We start from the raw sequence: 14,073 nt of genomic DNA on the forward strand, positions 1-14,073 counted from the left end.
ATTTGCGGGTCGTGATGGTGACGCTAATACGCATCATCAAGAATCGCAAGCCGTCTTGACCTCGCGCTTCCGATGTGGGCATGATGAACGTGCATGATTTGATAATAGGTATTATCATTTGCCCGAGCGGATGCTCCGGCCCGAGCAGGAGAAGACGATGGCGTCTGCAGACCAACGACCCGGCCCCGCACGATCCGGCGTCTCACGACGTGGCTTCCTGGGGGCCACCTTCGCCGCCGGAGTGCTCCTCGTGGCGGAACCGAGCCCAGTCTCGGCGACCGCCGCGACCGGCGACGTGACGCTCACCGCGAGCGGCATCAGCATCCTCGCCAGCGTCGGCGGTCGCGTGGCGATCCGTGACGGGTCGAACACCGTCAGGTCGCAGGGCTCGAAGTTCCAGGTGAAGGACACCGCGGCCGGCATCCAGCTCTCCACGGGCGGAACGCCGACGCTCATCACGCTCGCCGACGGCACGCCCGCGATTCGCATGGACTACGTGATGCCGGCTTCCGTCGGCACCACCACGGTCTCCGGGCTGTTCACGGTCTCGACGAACCGCGCGCACCTCGAGTGGCACATCAGCGGACCGTCGACGCTGATCCCCGACGGATTCCTCTTCAGCCGCGCCATCGCGGGCGCCACCGAGCCCGATCGCTTCGTGCCTATCACGGAATGGGTGCGCGACGCCGGCGGCGGCATCCCGTTCGAAGTCAACATGGGCATGGCGCACACGTCGACATGGGGCGAGCTGCACGGCATGTTCCTGCTCGAGCGCTCCAAGCAGGCGTGGACCAACGGCACGTGGGTGCACTCCCCCGGCACGTTGCAGCCCGACGGCAGCTATGTGAGCCAGGCCGACTTCATCTTCAGCTCGACCCGGCCGTCGGCAACGGCGGCCATCGGTACGAGCCGCGAGCTCGGCATCGAGATCTGGACCGACCGCGACTTCAACATCTGGGATGCCGCCGGCGAGACCATCTCGGTCACGGCGCTCGTCGCGAACGGCGGGTCGGGCGAACGCAGCGTCGACCTCACGTGGTGGGTGAAGGACTTCAACGGGGCCGAGCTCGCGGCTGCAACGGTGACCGGCGTCGTCGCCGCGGCCTCCACCTGGGAGCACACCTTCACCATGTCGGCGCCCCGCCATGGCATCTCGGTCGCCGAGGTGTCGGCCGTGTCGGGAAGCGACGAAGCGTTCGCGCGAACGACGCTCGCCGTGCTCACGGCGCAGACGTACACCGCCGGATCCCAGAGCATGTTCGGCATCGCGAACTACCCGTGGCTGCAGGTGCCGTCGGCGACGGCGGTGCTCGATCTCTGGCAGCGGGTCGGCGTCGACCGGGTGCGCATCTCGTACGCGGGCGGGCCGGGACTGCCGCCATCGGCATTCGACGAGCGCGGGATGTCACACAACATCGAGCTGCAGCCCTCCCTCGACGTCACCGATGCGGCCGCCGCGCAATGGGCGACGACGAACGTCGCGACCGCGATCGCGGCCGGCGCCGAGTACTTCGAGGTCGGCAACGAGCTCAACCGCCCGTTCAACACCGGCGTCGCCGCGCAGGCCTACCTCGACAAGGCGTTGCGCCCTGTCGTGAATGCCGTGCAAGCCAGCGGGGCGCCGCTGAAGATCCTCAACAACGGCCTCGCCGGCATGGACAAGCCATGGGTCGAGAACTTCATCGCCGGCGGCGGCTGGGACCTGATCGACGGCTTCGCCTTCCACCCCGGCCGAGGCAACTTCACCCCCGACTTCGATCCCGAGGGTGACGACTGGTCGGCCGGCGCCACCGGCCTGTACTGGAACTTCTACGGCGGCCTCCGCCAGCTGAAGGCGCTCATGGCCGAGCACGGCGAGAAGGAGATCTGGCTCACCGAGGCCTACGCGTGCACCCGCCCCAACGGGTGGTGGAACGACACCTACCGGCACGCCGCCGAGAACGTGTTCCTCACGTTCGCGCTCGCGAAGGCGGAGGGCATCCGCTGCGTGAACTGGTACCAGTTCCATGACAGCGTGCTCGGCAACGCGCGGGCCGCCGACCCCGAGAACGTCGAGTACCACTTCGGCCTCATGAACCGCGATGTCAGCGCCAAGCCGTCGCTGCTGGCCTATGCGACGGCGGCGAAGGCGTTCGACCAGGCCGCGTTCCTCGGCTGGCTCGACTTCGACGACCCGAACCTCAGGGGATTGTTCTTCGACACCCCCGACGGCGAAGCGGCGGTGCTCTGGAGCCGCGCCGACGGCTACTTCCTGAACGCCGACCACGACCCCGCCGGACGGTACTTCCCGGCTCCCGAGGTCTGGGTCGACCCGTGGCCGACCAAGACCCCCCTCAGCGTGGTCACCATCGGCGAATCGGCACGCCAGGTGGATGCGATCGGCCAGACCACCGCACTCCCGGTCAACGCGCACACGACCACCATCGTGCTCGACGGCGCCCCGCGCATCTTCTACGGGCTCCGGCTCACCGGCAGCAGCGAGGCGGCGTCGTCGAGGTTCGGTCTGGTCACGGTGCGCGCACACTAGGTGAAGGGGTCGGGTGCCTCCAACGCGAGCTGACCATCAGCGAACTGCGCGCCCGACTTCGCGATCTGTCAGATCGCCGTGCGAACCCAAGACGGTGCGCCCTGGCGCTGCACGAAGCGCTACGCGAGCACGAGGAGCAGGCAGCCGCCGAGACCGACCGCGTCGTCCCATGCGCCCGATCGCACCATCGTCGAGACTTCGGACAATCACAGGGGTCTGTCCGCGTTCTTGTGTAAATGGTCATCGGCTCGGTTGTTCAGTTGAGTCCTAGGCGGTCGCCGTAGGTCATGGCCAGCACGTTCAGGATGCCCTTCCAGCCGGCGGTTTCGCCAGTGGGATTCGTGCGGTTGTGTTGTCGCTGCCGGGCTGCGAGGTAGAGCACCTTCAGCGCGGCCTGTTCGTTCGGGAAGTGCGTTCTTGCGGCGACGGTGCTGGAATTGGCGAATGCAGCGGACAAGAGGATGGGTATCCCGATCACCGACGGCCGGATCCTCAAGACTGCCGCACACGTCGCCGAGATGATGGGCGTTGCAGTGTGTTCCGCGTGGCGGGTGGACTCGTCGGTCCTCGCACCCCTGATTCCGATCGCCCGGGGTCCGGTCGATGCGGTCGAGCAGAACCGGGCCCCGGAGACGGTTGACCCGAGCAGGCCTCGGAAGCGGTCGCGGCCTGTCGGATCGGGCGCGAAAGCCTGGTAACGAAGTTCGCCGCGCAGCCGTAGTGCCATTCCGCGGCACCCTGTTCTGGGTTGGAGAGCGTTCCGTAGCAGCAGATGCATCTCGGCTGGCCCCGAAGCGGACCGGTCAGGAAGGCGGTGTGGGCACCCTATCGGTAGGGTGCGACAGCCTCAGCGGCTGCGGACCCGGTCGCCGATTCGCGCGGCGAGGTCGTCGAGTTCGTCGAGGATGTCGGTGGCACCCCAGACTCGGTTGCGTTGGCGGTCGGTGACCTGGTGGATGATCCCGTCGTCGGCGAGCCGGTCCATCGCGGTGTAGACGCTGGAGAGAGGCGCACCCGTGAGCTCTTGCGCCTCTTCGGCGGAGAGGATCGGGTGCTCGGCGAGGATCCCCAGAACCTTGGCAGCGGCACTCCCGCGTCGCGGCTTGGAAACCTCTAGCCACGCGTCGGGGAGCAGGGCGAGACGCTCCGCTGAGGTTGCGGCTTCTGTCGCTGCGATGCTCGCCCCCGATGCCGTGTCGAGGATGAACTCGCGGACCTCGCCGAGCCGGTATCGATTGACGAGGTCGAAGTAGCGGTCACGCTCGGCGAGCATTGCGGAGGCGACGGGCACGACGGTCTTGCTGGTGAGGCCGCGGCGGCGCCAGATCGCGTTGATCACGGCGCGCCCGATGCGGCCGTTGCCGTCGGTGAACGGGTGGATGGATTCGAACTGGGCGTGCGCGATTGCGGCTTGGGTGATCGGGTCGAGGTCATCCCGGTTCGCGAAGGCGATGAGGTCCGCCATGTACCCGTCGACGGTCTTCGGTGGCGGAGGGAGGTGCACAGCCCGAAGCGGGGAATGGTCGGACCCGCCGATCCAGTTCTGCACATCGCGGAGCGTGCCCGCGTAGCCGCGGTCGATCGGGTCGTCGGCCATGAGGATAGCGTGGGCGCCGAGGATGTCCTCGAGTCGGATGACACCATGTTCGCCGGCACGCACGATCATCTGGCCGAGCGCGACGGTCGCGGCGACCATGGAGGTCGCGGACTCGTTCGCGCGGATGCCGGCGACCGCTCGCGCGTAGTCCTCCATGCTGGCGTCGACGTGCTCGATGCGGGACGAAGCGACGGACTCCGTGCGGAGGAGAAGCGCACCAAACGCCCGGATGTGGCTGCGGGGGTCAGCGTCTACAGCGAGGACGTCGCGGATGGCTGTGTTGATCACGCCAGCGAGTTCGGCGTCGACGTGGAAGTCAAGGTTGGCGATGCTCGGTGGGAGCGAGACGGTGATCTCCCGGAGCGTCCGGTCCTCGCGGCTGCCGTGCCGGCCGCTCTGCCGCCACGGGACGACTGCGTGCTCGTGAGCGGGCCATCCGCCTTGGAGGCTGACGTCGGCGGCTCGGGTATCGCGCGTGCTGAACTCCCCACGGTTTGCGGAGTTCGCGCTGCGCGGATGCTTGCCTGGGGCGAACGTCACGTCGTCACCTCCAAACTCGGAATAAGCGTACTCCTATTCCGACTTAGACTGATAACTCGGAATAACGACACTTCTATTCCGACTTGTCAGGCCATCCCCAGGTCGGCGTTGCCCCAGCGTGCACCGCACGCTCGGCCGCCTCCACCCAGTGCGCCGCTTCGCCCGACCACCCTCTCCCCATCTTCGACGTCGAGCACGAGCTGCTGGTCCGGTGCGAACCGCCGACGCCGGGGAGGGTGACCAGGGCGCCGATGTGGAAGCCGGACAGGTGCTGAGTTCCTTCACGACGGGGCGCTGGACACCCGCCGCTCGGCTACTCAGCGCTCCCTCTGGCCGGGGGGACACAGGGATGCCGGCGACGACCGTCGCGAAACGAATATGGTGACATCTAGTAGTTGATCTGATACAGTACTGGTCATGATCCAAGACACCGCAGACGAGGCGTTCACCGCCGACCTGCTCCGCGGCCACACCGACACGATCGTGCTCGGCGTGCTCCGACGCCACGACAGCTACGGCTTCGAGATATACAAGTCGATCCGCGAGGCCACCGGCGGCGCGTATGAGATCAAGGAGGCCACGCTCTACGCGAGCTACCGACGTCTCGTGCGCGACGGACTCGCTGAGGCCTACTGGGGCGACGAGTCGCAGGGCGGCCGCCGCAAGTACTACCGCATCACCGATGCCGGCAGAGCCGCATTCCGTTCCAACATCTCGACCTGGGTCGCGACCCGCGGCATCATCGACGACCTGCTGGGCACCGCGGTGCCCGCACACACGAAAGGCACCCGGGCATGAACGCCACCGACCCCATCCGACGCAGCACCGACGTGCACCGACTCCTCGACGAGGCGTTCGCCGGCGTCGAGCTCACCCCCGAAGTGCAAGACCTCAAGGAGGAGATCCGCGACAACCTCCTCTTCCGTGTCGCCGAGCTCGAGGCATCCGGTGTCGAACCATCGGATGCCGCGCGGCGCGCCATGCGCGAACTCGGCGACGTGCGTGCCCTTGTCGACGGCGGCGCGAGTGCGCCCTCGTCTGGGCGCTCCGAGTCGGCCGCCGAGGCGGCCATGCGGTACCGCGTGCGCCCGAAGCCCGGCTTCGTCGTGCGCACGGTGCTCCTGTCGATCCTCGCGGCGGCGGCGCTCGTGGTGCTCGTGCTCGGGCTCGCCGACGTGATGTCGCTCGGCACCGGCGTGCTGATCGGGCTCAGCGCGGTCTTCGGCGTCGCCCTTGGGGTCGTCACGGCGGATGCCCTGCGCCAGGAGACTACGGCGAATCATCCGCTGCCCACAGGTCGCGCGGTCGCGTTCGGAGCGTCGACCGGGGTGCTGCTCGCCGGGCTCGCGTTCACGGCAGTCGTGATCGTGCGACTCGACCTCGCGTGGATCATCCTCGGCGCCCTGCTCGTCGTCGCCGCGATCGCCGTACTCAGCTACCTCGGCGCGACGCAGACCAACCGGCACAAGGCGTGGATGCTCGAGCAGGAGCGCGCGGCCACCTTCGCGAACCGATTCGATGAGGATCCCGCTGCCGCAGCCCGGTTCGGCATCTATACCGCGGCGATCTGGACCGTGGCCTTCGTGGTCGCCATCGTGCTCGGCCTCACGGTCGGCTGGATCTGGGCGCCCGTGGCGCTCGTCGGCGGGTTCGTGGTGATGCTCATCACGCTGGCGCGCATGCTGTTCGGCGCGGAGGCCGGCCGCAAGTCCTAGCGGTACGCGGCCTCGCGGATGCCACGGGCGCGCCACCCTTACGCGGGCGGCGCGCCCGTCGGCGTGATGGCCCTGCGCCTAGACTGATCGGGCACTCGCGGGAGTGGTGGAATCGGCAGACACGCAGGATTTAGGTTCCTGTGCCTTCGGGCGTGAGGGTTCAAGTCCCTCCTTCCGCACTCGAGTTGAGGCCCAACTTCCCCGTAATTCCGGGAGAGTTGGGGTCATTCCGTCCCGGTGAGCTCGCCCGGTGGACACGTTTTGGACACAACCGAATTGAAATGCACCCGATCGAGAGCATCGGGCCCCTGATCCCAGCAGTTCACCTGATCGAAACCGGCCCAAAACCCGCGTGATTCCAAGGAAGTGCCCGCCAATCGCGGTGAGTCGTGAGGGTTCAAGATCTCCGTGGGTTGATGCTCATCTCGCGCATGAGGCGTGGGTCCACGTGGACCTTCGGACCTGGGCCGGCATCCGCGCCGCGCCGTCCGTCGAGTCGCGCGGGAACCTCGTCGAGGGCGACGACCTCGCTCACGATCGCGTCGGGCACGACGGCGCCGCTCGCGAAGCTCTCGATCGCGCCGGCCAGTCCGGGCGACGCGGACAGGATGCCGACCGCCGTGATGTCCTTGAGCGCGATCTCGCGACTGTCGACCAAGCTCGGAGTGGATGACAGCCCGATGTACACGACGCGTCCGGCCGGTTTGGCGAGACGGACCGACAGCGCGGGCATCGCATCGTTGCTCGTGGCCTCGATGACCGCGTCGAACTGGTTCTCGTCAGCCGCGGCGAGTTCGCCGAGTTTCCACGTGTGCTGCACGCCCAAGGACCTCGCGAGCGCCAGCGAGCCGTCGCGGACTCCCCCGACATGCGCCTCGGCGCCCGAAGCCAGTGCGAACTGGGCGGCGAGGAGTCCGATGGTGCCGGAGCCGAGGACCAGCACAATGTGGCCGGGCTCGATGTTCGCCGCCCGCGCGGCGCGCAGCGCGTTGCCTCCGGGTTCGACCAGGGCCGCGGCGGTCACGCTGACGTGCTCGGGGATCTCGTAGGTGAACCGCGTCGGGATGAGCAGCTTCTCGGCCAGCGCACCCGCCCAGTTGCCGCGAATCCCGACCTCCTCGCGGTTCGGGCAGACGTGGTGGTGGCCCGCGAGGCAGTACTCGCAGTAGCCGCAGCCGAGCATCGTGTCGCCGGTCACGCGCGTGCCGATCCAGGCTTCGTCGGCGGGGTCGCCTGCCGCAACCACACGCCCGGTCCACTCATGCCCGAGCCGCAACGGGAACCGCGTGTGGCCCTGCTCGATGTAGGCCATCGCTCCCGTGTAGAGCTCCACGTCGGTGCCGCAGATCCCGACCCGTTCGACGTCGACGAGCAGCTCCCCTGCCGCCGGGACGGGGTCGGGCACATCGAACACCGCCGCCTCCCGGGGCGCGGTGACGACCAGCGCGCGCATCAGCTCACCGTGGCCGGGTCGGCGGCAAATGTGGTCATGGATTCCTGGGTCCATTGCGGGATGGCTGCCATGCCAACATTCTGAGTGTTGGCGGACCATTCAACACGATGGAAAACGGGGTTCAATGGTGAATCATCTCCGCAGTGCCGACTGGTACCAGGGAACCGACCGCAACGCGTACATCCACCGCGCGTGGATGCGGCGCGGACTCCCCGAGGACGCGTTCGACGGCACGAGGCCGCAGATCGCGATCGCGAACACCGCGTCCGATCTGACCCCGTGCAACATGCACCTCAACGAGGTCGCCGAGAGCGTCAAGCAGGGTGTGTGGGCCGGCGGCGGTGTGCCCTACAACCTCCCCGTGGTGTCCCTGGGCGAGACGCAGGTCAAGCCCACCGCCATGCTCTGGCGCAACATGGCCGCGATGGCGATGGAGGAGATGTTCCGCGCGAACCCGATCGACGGCCTCGTGCTCCTCGGCGGCTGCGACAAGACGATCCCCGCGCTGCTCATGGCCGCGGCATCCGTCGACATCCCGGCCGTGGTGGTGCCCGGCGGGCCGATGCTGACGGGTCACTTCCGCGGCCAGGCACTCGGCTGCGGCACCGACGTCTGGCGACTCAGCGAGGAGGCCCGCGCCGGAACCATCACCAACGGGGAGTTCCTGCAGTCCGAGCAGTCGATGATCCGCAGCAAGGGCCACTGCAACACGATGGGCACGGCGTCGACGATGGCCATCGTCGCGGAAGCACTCGGGATGACCATCCCCGGCTTCGCCGGCACGCCCGCCGCCGATGCGCGGTTGCTCTCGCTCTCCCACGACACCGGGCGGCTCATCGTCGACATGGTCGCGGCGGGCCGGAAGCCGAGCGACATCATGACCAGGGAGTCGTTCCTCAACGCCATCATCGCGGTGGCGGCGGTCGGCGGATCGACGAACTCGGTCGTGCACCTGCTCGCGATCGCCGGTCGGCTCGGGATCGACCTCACGCTCGACGACTTCGACGCGGCAGGCAGCAGGGTCCCGGTCCTCGCCAACCTGCAGCCGAGCGGCACCTTCCTGATGGACGACCTGTACCGGGCCGGCGGCGTGCTCGCCCTGCTGTCGCAGGTCAAGGACCTGCTGCATCCGGAGCCGATCACCGTGACGGGCGTGCCGCTCGTCGACTACCTGGTCGACCGGCCGGTGTACGACGAGACGGTCATCTTCCCGCGCGAGGCACCGTTGATGGACGACGCCGGGATCGCGGTGCTGCGGGGAAACCTCGCGCCACGCGGCGCGATCATCAAGCCGGCGGCGGCCACGCCCGCGCTGCTGCAGCATGTCGGCCCCGCCGTGGTGTTCGACAGCATCGAAGACCTGCGGGCGCGCATCGACGACCCCGACCTCGACGTGACCGCCGACTCGGTGCTGGTGCTCCGCGGCTGCGGTCCGCGCGGTTATCCCGGCATGCCCGAGGTCGGCAACATGCCGCTTCCACGGAAGCTGCTCGAGCAGGGGGTGCGCGACATGGTGCGGATCAGCGATGCGCGCATGAGCGGGACGGCGTACGGCACCGTCATCCTCCACGCGGCGCCGGAGGCCGCGGCCGGCGGCCCGCTCGCATTCGTCCGCACCGGCGACATCATCAGGTTGGACGTCACGGGCCGGTCCCTGAGCTTCGACGTGACCGACGAGGAGCTGCAGTCCCGCAGCCGGACTCCCGCGAGCGACGCCGCCTACGCCGCGCCCGTCCGCGGCTGGGAGAGGCTCTACGTCGACCACGTCATGCAGGCCGACACCGGGGCGGATCTCGACTTCCTCGTGGGCGCGAGCGGCGACAAGGTGAGCCGAGAGTCCCACTGAGGCGGATTCATGCGATCTCCATGATGCGACGCGGAGGCCGATGGAGTCCGATGGAGGAGGCAGCATCGCTGCCGACCGATTCAGTTCCACCAAGGCAAGGGATCCATCATGTCTGACACAACGAACGACGACGCTCCGGTGCTCGACCTCCTCGCACGAATGACCGCGGACTCCGTGGACGCATCCAACCTCGATCTCCAGACGTTGGTACTCGTGCGGATCGCGGCGCTGGTCGCGGTCGGCGCACCACCGGTGTCATATGCGCTGAACCTCGAGGTCGGCGGGGAGCTCGGGCTCGATGCTGACACCCTCCGCGGCGTCCTCACCGCGATTGCACCCATCGTCGGTACGGCACGGGTTGCCGCAGCGACGGGCAACATCGTCAAGGCGCTCGCCGCCGAGATCGAGCTCGCTGATCTCGAAGTCGCCGAGCTCGAGGACGAGAGCGACGACTGACGACCTTCCCGATCCCGCCTTCCGCGCACGCCCTCGACCCGGCGGTCGGCGCCGCTACCGCGGCCGGCGGGTCGCCTGCTCGGGGGCCGCGCGTTCCCCGGCGCCCGCGACCGCGTCGGTCGCCGCCCAGCTCGCGAGCAGCTTCAGGCGCTCCTCGCTCGCCGACGCCGGCTCGGCGGTGTAGGCGAACATCGTGAGCCCCGGGTCGGCGGGCAGTTCCATCGCCTCGTACGCGAGCTCGAGGTCGCCGACCACGGGATGATGCAGCCGCTTCACGCCGGTGCGGTGGAAGCGCACGTTGTGGTTCGCCCACTTCGTTCGGAACGTCTCACTCTGCGTGGAGAGCTCGCCGATGAGCTCCATCAGGCTGCGGTCGCCGGGATTGCGGCCCGCGTAGGAGCGCAGGATCGCGACGATGTCGTTGGCGCCCTGCTCCCAGTCGGGGTAGAAGTCGCGCGACCTCGGGTTCAGGAAGACGAACCGCGCGTTGTTGGCCGGCCGCACGGGGTCGGCCAACACCTCGGAGTACAGGGCGGAGCCGAGCTGGTTCGTGGCGAGGATGTCCATGCGCTCGTTCCGAACCCAGGCCGGGATGCCCGTCCACGCGTCGAGCAGGCGCTGCACGCTCGGACGCACCTGCTGTGAGGCCGCACGGCGGCGAGGGCTCGTCGTTGCCCGCGCGGCGCGGGCGAGGTCGAAGAGGTGCGCAGTCTCGGCCTCGTCGAGCTGCAGTGCACGCCCGATCGCGCCCAGTACCTCGTCGGACACGCCGCTGAGATTGCCTCGCTCGAGGCGTGCATAGTAGTCGACGCTCACGCCGGCGATCATCGCCACCTCCTCGCGGCGGAGCCCCGGCACCCGGCGGTGCCCGCCGTAGGCGAAGAGGTTCGCCTGCTCGGGGCTGATCTTGGCCCGACGGGTGCGAAGGAAGTCGCGGATCTCCGCGCGATGGTCCATCCCACAACCGTACGTCGCGCCACTGTGAGTTGGGAGGCACTGCCAGTACACGGATGACCAGGGACTCCCCCGCCCGCGACATCCGTCGTTGCATGGAAGCATGACGACGACCGACTCCACGCCGCTGATCTCCGAGCACGATCGGCCGGCCGCCGCGCATCCGACCGCGATCCTCGCGATCATCCTCGTCAGCTACTTCATGATCATCCTCGACATCTCGATCGTGCTGACGGGCCTGCCGCAGATCCGCGTCGAGCTCGGCTTCTCCACGGTCGGCCTCGCGTGGGTGCAGAACGCCTACCTGCTCGTGTTCGGCGGGCTCATGCTGCTCGGCGCGCGCGCCGGCGACCTGCTCGGCCGGCGCCGCATGTTCATGATCGGCCTCTCGGTGTTCACCGCGGCGTCACTTGTGATCGGCGCGGCACCGTCGGCGGCCTTGCTGCTGGTCGGCCGCGCGGCCCAGGGCCTCGGCGCCGCGGTCCTCGTGCCCTCGACGCTGGCGCTGCTCACGTCGAGCTTCCGTGAGGGGCCGGAGCGGACTCGCGCCGTCGCCGCCTACGGCGCGGTGGCCGGCATCGGCGCGAGCGTCGGCCTCGTGCTCGGGGGCGTGTTCGCCGACCTGTTCTCGTGGCGTTCCGGCTTCCTCATCAACGTGCCCATCGGGATCGCGCTGATCCTTGCGGCACGACGCTATCTCGCCGAGACGCCGCGGGTGCGGGGCCGGTTCGACGTGATCGGGGCGCTCTGCTCCACGCTCGGCATGGGCGCGCTCGTCTTCGGCATCCTGCACGGGGCCGACAGCGGGTGGGGCGAGCCCCTGACCATCGCCGCGTTCGCGGCCGGCGTGGTGCTGCTCACGGCGTTCGTGCTGTACGAGCGCCCGTCGGGGCATCCGATCATGCCCCTGCGGCTCTTCCGCAGCCGGGCGCGCTCGGGCGCGTACGGCGTGCGGATGCTGTTCGTCGGCGCCATGATGGCGTACTTCTTCTTCCTCACCCAGTTCCTGCAAGAGGTCTTCGGGTTCACGCCGCTCGTCGCCGGGCTGGCCTTCCTGCCCATGACCGTGGTGAACTTCGCGGTCGCGCTGGCGGTGCCGCGCCTGACGCGTCGCTTCGGCAACGCGACCCTGCTCATCGTGGGCATCGCCGTGACCCTCGTCGGCATGGCGTGGCTCAGCCGCCTCGGTGCCGACAGCGCTTACCTCACCGACATCGCCCTGCCGATGGTGTTCATCGGCATCGGCCAGGGGCTCGCGTTCGCGCCGATGACCGCGGCGGGCATCAGCGGCGTTCCGCGGGTGGATGCGGGCGCGGCATCCGGCCTCGTGAACGCGTCGCACCAGCTCGGCGGCTCGCTCGGCCTCGGCATCCTCACCGCGGTCGGGGTCACTTCCGCTGCCGGCGCGACCGGCGCCGACGAGGCGCTCGCGCAGCGGGTCTCAGGCGCGCTGACCGGCGGGTCCGTGCTGCTCGCGCTGGCCCTCGCGGTCTCCGTGGTCTGCATCGCACGGATGCCGCGACGCGGCCGAGCGCGCCGCCCACTCACCGAGGGATTCGACGCACCTCTCGAGCCGTGATCAGAGCCACGGACCGCGCCAGCCGCCATGCTCGGCGACGAGCGCATCGGCCTCGGCCGGCCCCCACGTTCCCGGCGCGTACGCGTGGATCGGCGACGGGTTGTCGACCAGCGGTTGCATGACTCGCCAGGCGGCCTCGATGGTGTCCTGCCGGCCGAACCGGGCACGGCCGCCCCTGAGTGCAGCGAGCAGGAGGACCTCGTACGGGGTGGGTCCCTCGCCACCCTCGGCCGCGAACTCCATGTCGAGCGAGACCAGGCTCGGCTTCGGGGCATCCGCTCGTTGCGCGTTGAGCAGGATCCGCATTCCGGTCGACGGGTCGAGCCGCATCACGAGCTGATCCGGCTGGCTGTCGGCGTCGCGCAACCCGAAGCCGAGGTTCGGCGAGGGCTTGAAGACCAGCCGCACCTCGGTCTGGGTCTCGGGCAGCAGCTTGCCGGTGCGGATGAAGAACGGAACCCCCGACCAACGCCAGTTCTCGACCTCCAGGCGAAGGGCGCAGAATGTCTCGGTGGTGGATTCGGCCGCGACGCCGTCGATCTCGCGATACCCGTCGAACTGGCCGCGCACGTAGTGCTGGGGGTCCGCTTCGCGCGTCGCGCGGTACAGCAGGGTCTGCAGGTCCTTGACCGTGTCGAGGTCACCGTGCGCCGGTGCCTCCATCGCAACGGCTGCGAACACCTGCATGAGGTGGTTGACGACGACGTCGCGGAGCGCCCCGACCGGATCGTAGAAGTGGCCGCGGTCCGAGACGCCGAAGTCCTCGGCCATGGTGATCTGCACGCACTCGACGTAGTTGCGGTTCCAGACAGGCTCGAGCATGGTGTTCCCGAAGCGCAGGTAGAGGATCTCCTCGAGGCCCATCTTGCCGAGGTAGTGGTCGATCCTGAAGATCTGCGACTCATCGATGTGCTGGTGCAGCTCGGCGGCGAGGGCCCGAGCCGACTTCAGGTCGTGGCCGAACGGCTTCTCGATGACGACCCGGCCGTGCTTTGTGAGACCGGCATCCGCGAGGCCCTTCACGACCGTGGCGAACAGGCTGGGCGGGATCTCGAGGTAGAACACCGGGGTCTTCGCGCTGCCGATCGCGGCACCGACGCGCGCGTAGGTGGCGTCATCGGCGAAGTCGCCCTGCACGTAGCTGAGCCGCGCGGCGAAACGTGCGAAGACCGCGTCGTCCAGCTGCTCGCCGGTGGCGACGATCGACGCGCGAGCCCGCTCGACGAGCTGGTCGATCGTCCAGTCGTCCACGGCGACCCCGACGATGGGGCAATCGAGCAACCCGCGCCGCTCCAGCCGGTAGAGCGACCGGAAGGTCATCACTCGTGCCAGGTCGCCGGTGATCCCGAAGACCACCAGGACATCCGCGTTCGCGTCGTTCGCAGCATCCGTCATCGTCATGCTCC

At 68.8% G+C, this 14,073-nt stretch carries 11 protein-coding genes and 1 tRNA gene; 7 read left to right on the forward strand and 5 right to left on the reverse strand.

The annotated features are described in order from the left end of the window. The first annotated feature begins 157 nt into the window (after positions 1-157). Positions 158-2,527, forward strand: a complete 2,370-nt coding sequence (locus ASG80_RS07115) for a hypothetical protein (protein ID WP_200952519.1) — start codon at positions 158-160, stop codon at positions 2,525-2,527. Positions 2,528-2,783: 256 nt separating this feature from the next. On the opposite strand, the gene ASG80_RS23460 is transcribed toward ASG80_RS07115, so the two are convergent. Together ASG80_RS23460 and ASG80_RS07125 are read right to left on the reverse strand one after the other, a co-directional pair. Further along, entirely contained in the window at positions 2,784-3,254 is a 471-nt protein-coding gene (locus ASG80_RS23460; protein WP_156401703.1) for a hypothetical protein, read from the reverse strand. Positions 3,255-3,374: 120 nt separating this feature from the next. Next, complete coding sequence (locus tag ASG80_RS07125; RefSeq protein ID WP_056729480.1) at positions 3,375-4,664, reverse strand: Fic family protein; 1,290 nt, start codon at positions 4,662-4,664, stop codon at positions 3,375-3,377. Positions 4,665-5,081: 417 nt separating this feature from the next. Here ASG80_RS07125 and ASG80_RS07130 point away from each other — a divergent pair, with 417 nt between their 5' ends. From ASG80_RS07130 to ASG80_RS07140, 3 genes are all read left to right on the forward strand, one after another. Then, complete coding sequence (locus tag ASG80_RS07130; RefSeq protein WP_056729481.1) at positions 5,082-5,462, forward strand: PadR family transcriptional regulator; 381 nt, start codon at positions 5,082-5,084, stop codon at positions 5,460-5,462. Then, the gene (locus tag ASG80_RS07135) at positions 5,459-6,379 is read left to right on the forward strand and encodes a permease prefix domain 1-containing protein (protein WP_056729482.1); all 921 of its coding nucleotides are present in this window, start codon (positions 5,459-5,461) and stop codon (positions 6,377-6,379) included. The genes ASG80_RS07130 and ASG80_RS07135 overlap by 4 nt, the downstream gene beginning before the upstream one ends. A gap of 97 nt (positions 6,380-6,476) precedes the next feature. Next, a tRNA-Leu gene (locus tag ASG80_RS07140) sits at positions 6,477-6,558 on the forward strand. Between the two features lie 218 nt (positions 6,559-6,776). Here the strand turns inward: ASG80_RS07140 and ASG80_RS07145 are convergent. Continuing rightward, the gene (locus tag ASG80_RS07145; RefSeq protein WP_056729483.1) at positions 6,777-7,832 is read right to left on the reverse strand and encodes a zinc-binding dehydrogenase; all 1,056 of its coding nucleotides are present in this window, start codon (positions 7,830-7,832) and stop codon (positions 6,777-6,779) included. 124 nt (positions 7,833-7,956) lie between these two features. On the opposite strand from ASG80_RS07145, the gene ASG80_RS07150 reads away from it, so the two are divergent. Both ASG80_RS07150 and ASG80_RS07155 read left to right on the forward strand, forming a co-directional pair. Then, positions 7,957-9,678, forward strand: coding sequence for an IlvD/Edd family dehydratase (locus ASG80_RS07150; protein ID WP_056729484.1), 1,722 nt, complete (start codon positions 7,957-7,959; stop codon positions 9,676-9,678). Between the two features lie 108 nt (positions 9,679-9,786). Next, a complete protein-coding gene (locus tag ASG80_RS07155; RefSeq protein ID WP_056729485.1) occupies positions 9,787-10,134 on the forward strand; it encodes a hypothetical protein in 348 nt (115 codons plus the stop codon). A gap of 54 nt (positions 10,135-10,188) precedes the next feature. Here the strand turns inward: ASG80_RS07155 and ASG80_RS07160 are convergent, their stop codons facing one another. After that, positions 10,189-11,091, reverse strand: coding sequence for a helix-turn-helix transcriptional regulator (locus ASG80_RS07160; RefSeq protein WP_056729486.1), 903 nt, complete (start codon positions 11,089-11,091; stop codon positions 10,189-10,191). A 100-nt stretch (positions 11,092-11,191) separates the two neighbouring features. Between ASG80_RS07160 and ASG80_RS07165 the strand changes: the two genes are divergently transcribed. Next, positions 11,192-12,667, forward strand: a complete 1,476-nt coding sequence (locus ASG80_RS07165) for an MFS transporter (RefSeq protein WP_056729487.1) — start codon at positions 11,192-11,194, stop codon at positions 12,665-12,667. Here the strand turns inward: ASG80_RS07165 and zwf are convergent, their stop codons facing one another. After that, a complete protein-coding gene (gene zwf / locus ASG80_RS07170; RefSeq protein ID WP_200952520.1) occupies positions 12,668-14,068 on the reverse strand; it encodes a glucose-6-phosphate dehydrogenase in 1,401 nt (466 codons plus the stop codon). Positions 14,069-14,073: the final 5 nt, after the last annotated feature.

The organism is Agromyces sp. Soil535 (genome assembly GCF_001428255.1).
GTDB lineage: Bacteria > Actinomycetota > Actinomycetes > Actinomycetales > Microbacteriaceae > Agromyces.